The sequence below is a fragment of the Patescibacteria group bacterium genome (assembly GCA_040753135.1).
GTDB lineage: Bacteria > Patescibacteriota > Minisyncoccia > UBA6257 > Brennerbacteraceae > JBFMGR01.
The window spans coordinates 1-3,798 of the sequence record JBFMGR010000012.1 but is presented as its reverse complement, the minus strand read 5'-3'; the positions used below and the strand labels follow the sequence as shown (position 1 = coordinate 3,798).

General features: G+C 35.9%; 6 protein-coding genes. All 6 read right to left on the bottom strand.

Features of this window, described 5'->3' with window-relative positions; all coding sequences use genetic code 11:
• Positions 1-41 precede the first annotated feature (41 nt).
• The 6 genes from AB1721_03155 to AB1721_03130 all read right to left on the bottom strand — a co-directional run bounded on the left by AB1721_03155 (position 42) and on the right by AB1721_03130 (position 3,482).
• Positions 42-794: a TylF/MycF/NovP-related O-methyltransferase gene (locus tag AB1721_03155; GenBank protein ID MEW5805691.1), complete on the bottom strand. Its 753-nt coding sequence runs from the start codon at positions 792-794 to the stop codon at positions 42-44.
• 222 nt (positions 795-1,016) lie between these two features.
• Complete coding sequence (locus tag AB1721_03150) at positions 1,017-1,532, bottom strand: isochorismatase family cysteine hydrolase (protein MEW5805690.1); 516 nt, start codon at positions 1,530-1,532, stop codon at positions 1,017-1,019.
• 306 nt (positions 1,533-1,838) lie between these two features.
• Positions 1,839-2,102, bottom strand: coding sequence for a hypothetical protein (locus AB1721_03145; GenBank protein MEW5805689.1), 264 nt, complete (start codon positions 2,100-2,102; stop codon positions 1,839-1,841).
• A 242-nt stretch (positions 2,103-2,344) separates the two neighbouring features.
• Complete coding sequence (cutA, locus tag AB1721_03140; GenBank protein ID MEW5805688.1) at positions 2,345-2,536, bottom strand: divalent cation tolerance protein CutA; 192 nt, start codon at positions 2,534-2,536, stop codon at positions 2,345-2,347.
• Complete coding sequence (cutA, locus tag AB1721_03135; protein MEW5805687.1) at positions 2,511-2,657, bottom strand: divalent cation tolerance protein CutA; 147 nt, start codon at positions 2,655-2,657, stop codon at positions 2,511-2,513. Before cutA (AB1721_03135) ends, cutA (AB1721_03140) begins: the two co-directional genes overlap by 26 nt.
• 216 nt (positions 2,658-2,873) lie before the next feature.
• Positions 2,874-3,482: a hypothetical protein gene (locus tag AB1721_03130; protein ID MEW5805686.1), complete on the bottom strand. Its 609-nt coding sequence runs from the start codon at positions 3,480-3,482 to the stop codon at positions 2,874-2,876.
• Positions 3,483-3,798: the final 316 nt, after the last annotated feature.

Below are 3,798 nucleotides of genomic sequence, written 5' to 3'. Positions count from 1 at the left end.
CCCCTTGAGTATTTTTATGGCAATTTTCTTTTGAAGGAACGCTATTTTCTAAAAAATGTCCCAGAAATATCAATCTTTTGCAACCGTGAGTTGATTTTCCTTTTTTGAAAAAACTCTTTTACAGCCTTTTTACACCCCGGCCAAAATCCATAATCATCAAATATTATGTAACCTCCGGGGATAACTTGATTATATAATTCTTCTAAACAAACCTTCACAGACTCATACCAATCGGCATCTATCCGAAGAACGGCTATTTTCCCTATTAATTCCTTGTTTGCTGGGATAGTTGATTGAAACCAACCTTTATGAAAAACTATGTTTTTTTTATCGAGTTCAAGTTCTGAGAAAAAGAGTTTTTTCGCTTCTTCAATGACACCAACTGTTTTACCAATGGCTTTTTGTTTGCCTGAAGTTTTTCCTCCAGAGAAAATAGCTGCTCTTTCTCCGTCAATCACTGTTGGTTCGGGCATTCCTTCAAAAGAATCAAAAAGATGAATCTGTCTATCGCTATTATGCTTCTGTGCCAAATATGCCATGATTGCTGCGCTACCGCCCTTCCAAACACCACACTCAACATAATTTCCTTTTATTTTTTTTCTTTCAAGCTCGCTAACAATGTCCCAGAGATGAGACAATCTTTTATAGCTTACCATCGTATAGGGTTGTATCTTCTCGAAGAACAACCTCCTTTCGGAATTTTTGTCAAAAAACCATGAAATGTAATATCGCAAGAAACTAAAGACTAAAACAACTTTTTCATTCCCCATCACCCAAAAAATAATTTTTTTCATGAAAATATTTTGAATAAGAAAAAAAATAAAAAAGGATTCACAATTGCCATAAAAATATTTCGCCTAACATCGGGGATATGAGAAGTTGCGACCAACGGGAGCAATTTGGGTGAAGAAGTCTGCAAGACTTCGTAACCTCATATCCCTTGTTATATTCCCCGAAGGGCTGAAATTTAGTGCAACGTCCCGAAGGGAAATTTCAGAGTATTATTTTTGCCCCGTTCATTTAGTAAATTCATTCAAATTTAAGAATTCAATTTCTTCTCTTGTAGCTTTCAAATCTTTGAGCGTAAACTCATGTGTTTCAACATCAAAAGCCCGACAGCAATCTTTAATTATTGTGATTTTGAAATCTCTATCATAAGCATCTTGAGCCAAACTTCTAACACATAAATTTGTCAAAATTCCACAGATAACTATTTCATCAATTCCTTCAAGATGCTTATCTAAATTTGTTTTATAGAATGGACTGATTTTATTTTTTGTAATAAGCACATCGGAATTTTGCTTATGCAATTCTTTGATTATCTCAACGTTCTTTGAATCAGGGGCAAAAGCAGAATCAGAATCTTTTTCGATGTGCGTAGTGAAGATTATTTTGTAACCATTTTTTCTGCAAAAATCTATGAGTTTGTTGGTTTTCTTAATTAGCTCGGAAATATCGCCAACAAAATAATCTGAACTTTTATCAGTCCATTCGTTTTCAAAATCTACGCAGATAAGGGCTTTTGATATCATAATACTACTAGTTAAATTTGAATGATTATAAAATTATCGGTTAAGGGGCACGGAGGCGGATTGCACATAACGTCTGCGTGTATCTGAAGTTTTCATCCCGATTAAATGGAATAAATTTTAATTATCAAACGCACGCATTTTAATAGAGCTCCACCCAAACCATCATCTGTTTAAGGGATGAAAATTTGGGCGGAGGAAAATTGGCACTCCTTAAGGATTTAATTGACGCCAATTTTCCGTAGTCAGATACACGCTGTTATGTGATGTAGACAGAAATTTCTATTCCTTAATGTATTTTTTGGCAATTTATTCAAGGAGCTTTTTCACATAATCAATAAATGTATCAACGTCATCTCGTGATAAATTAGGTTTACTTTGATATTCCATTGATAAGCTAACGATGATCTTTTTCTGAATTCCATCAATAGTTGGGTCATCGTTAATATCGGAACCGATAGAAATAACTGCTCCTTTAAGGTTTCCTTGATCAATATATTTTTCAGCTCTACTAATAACAAGATCCGATTTAGTTTTTTCGGGATAACTCCCGCCCATTTCTGGTGTTTTCATAATGTTGTTAGTTAATTATTAAACTGACTAAAATTATATCACAAGTTATGTTCAACCTGAAATAAATTGCCAAAAAATCTTAAAAAATAATAAAGAAATTTCTGGCTATTTCACATAACGTTTCAGCGTATGCGATGTTCCGCTGCATCAATATTTTAATACAAAAAGTTGTAGCGGAATATGGGTGAGAGCCTGCAAGGCTTAAACCGCATATACTGTGTTAGAAGAAGTTGGCTCATTTCCTATTTTAATTCGCTTTCGATCCAGCGCAAATATTTTTCGTTTGGATCAACATCGATCTTGAGAATGCATGGAGTATCAAATGGATGTATGCGAGCAATTTCATCACGCACTTTTTCAAAACGGTCACTTGTAGTTTTAACGATCAAAACAACTTCGTTACCATCTTCAATTTTCCCTTCCCACCAGTACATAGCCACTAATAGGAAAAATATTTGCGCATCCTATCATCCTTTTTTCTAAAAGATGCCGTGCTATTTTTTTAGCTCCATCAACTGAATCGTTTGTTATGTAAAGAAAAATTAGTTTATTCATAGATATATTTTATATTATAAATTAGCGAGCCAATTTCTGCTAACGTTCCGGTATATCTGATGCCCCGCCGACACCTTAATTTATTTTATTAAATTTCGGCGGGACATGGGAGAGCCCCGAACCGAGGAGCAAACCTCATATCCGCTGTTAGGCGAGGGTCGGCGTAGTGAAACGAAGCCAAAGCGCAGTGCCCCCTTGAGTTCAAGCCCGAGCCGTTCATTGAATTAATTCTTTTATCTCATTAATATATTGTTTTCTATCTCCAATTTTTACAATAGGAAAACCATACTTTTTTGATTCTCTGATGATGTAATTGTTAAATTCGATAACCCATTCAACTTCTTTCTCTTTAACATCATCAGGATATTTATCTGCATCATCCCATAGCCCTCTGGTAAAAATTGTTTTGCGAATACGCCCAATATTATCGTCCACAAGGAAAACAACTTTAATCTCTTTATTTTCCACAGACACTTTCTTGACTAAATTAGGTAAAACAGCCACGCCCTCAATAATAAAATCACCCCAAACATAATCGGTTTCGATTAACGCAGTTATGCCTTTCCAAACATCAAGGCTTTCATCGTTTTGGTGCTTTACGATCTCTTTAGCCGATTTGTTTGAAAGAAAATCAACAGCCATATCTGGTGTGGCTTCAGAGTGAGTAAAGAGATTTGGAAAATCTTTCTTGCTAACTATTTTCCTCATTTGCTCTCTGATTGTGTCTGTGGAAATCCAAGGAAGTTTAAGAGATTCTGCAATTTTTCTTGCAGTGAAACTTTTTCCAGCTGTTGGAGAACCACCAATTAAGATTATCCTGTTCATAAATAATAAATTGTTTTCCTGTCTTTAAAATTCTTTCTGTTTTAGGCTCGGGCTTGAATTTCGCCTAACGTTCGCGTGTATGCGATGTTGGACGGGTTGATAATATCTGTATTCTACTACAACCCGTCCAATGTGGGTGTTGGCCTGCAAGGCCATAAACCGCATACACGCTTGTTGTACGACCCGAGCGTGAGATGATAGACTGCTCCCCATCACCTCACGCGAGAATGCAATGTGGTCGAGCGACTAACAAGGAGCGAGATGTATGTCTGCTCATTAGTTTCTGTTCGCGCGCGCCTTTATATGTAATATAAAG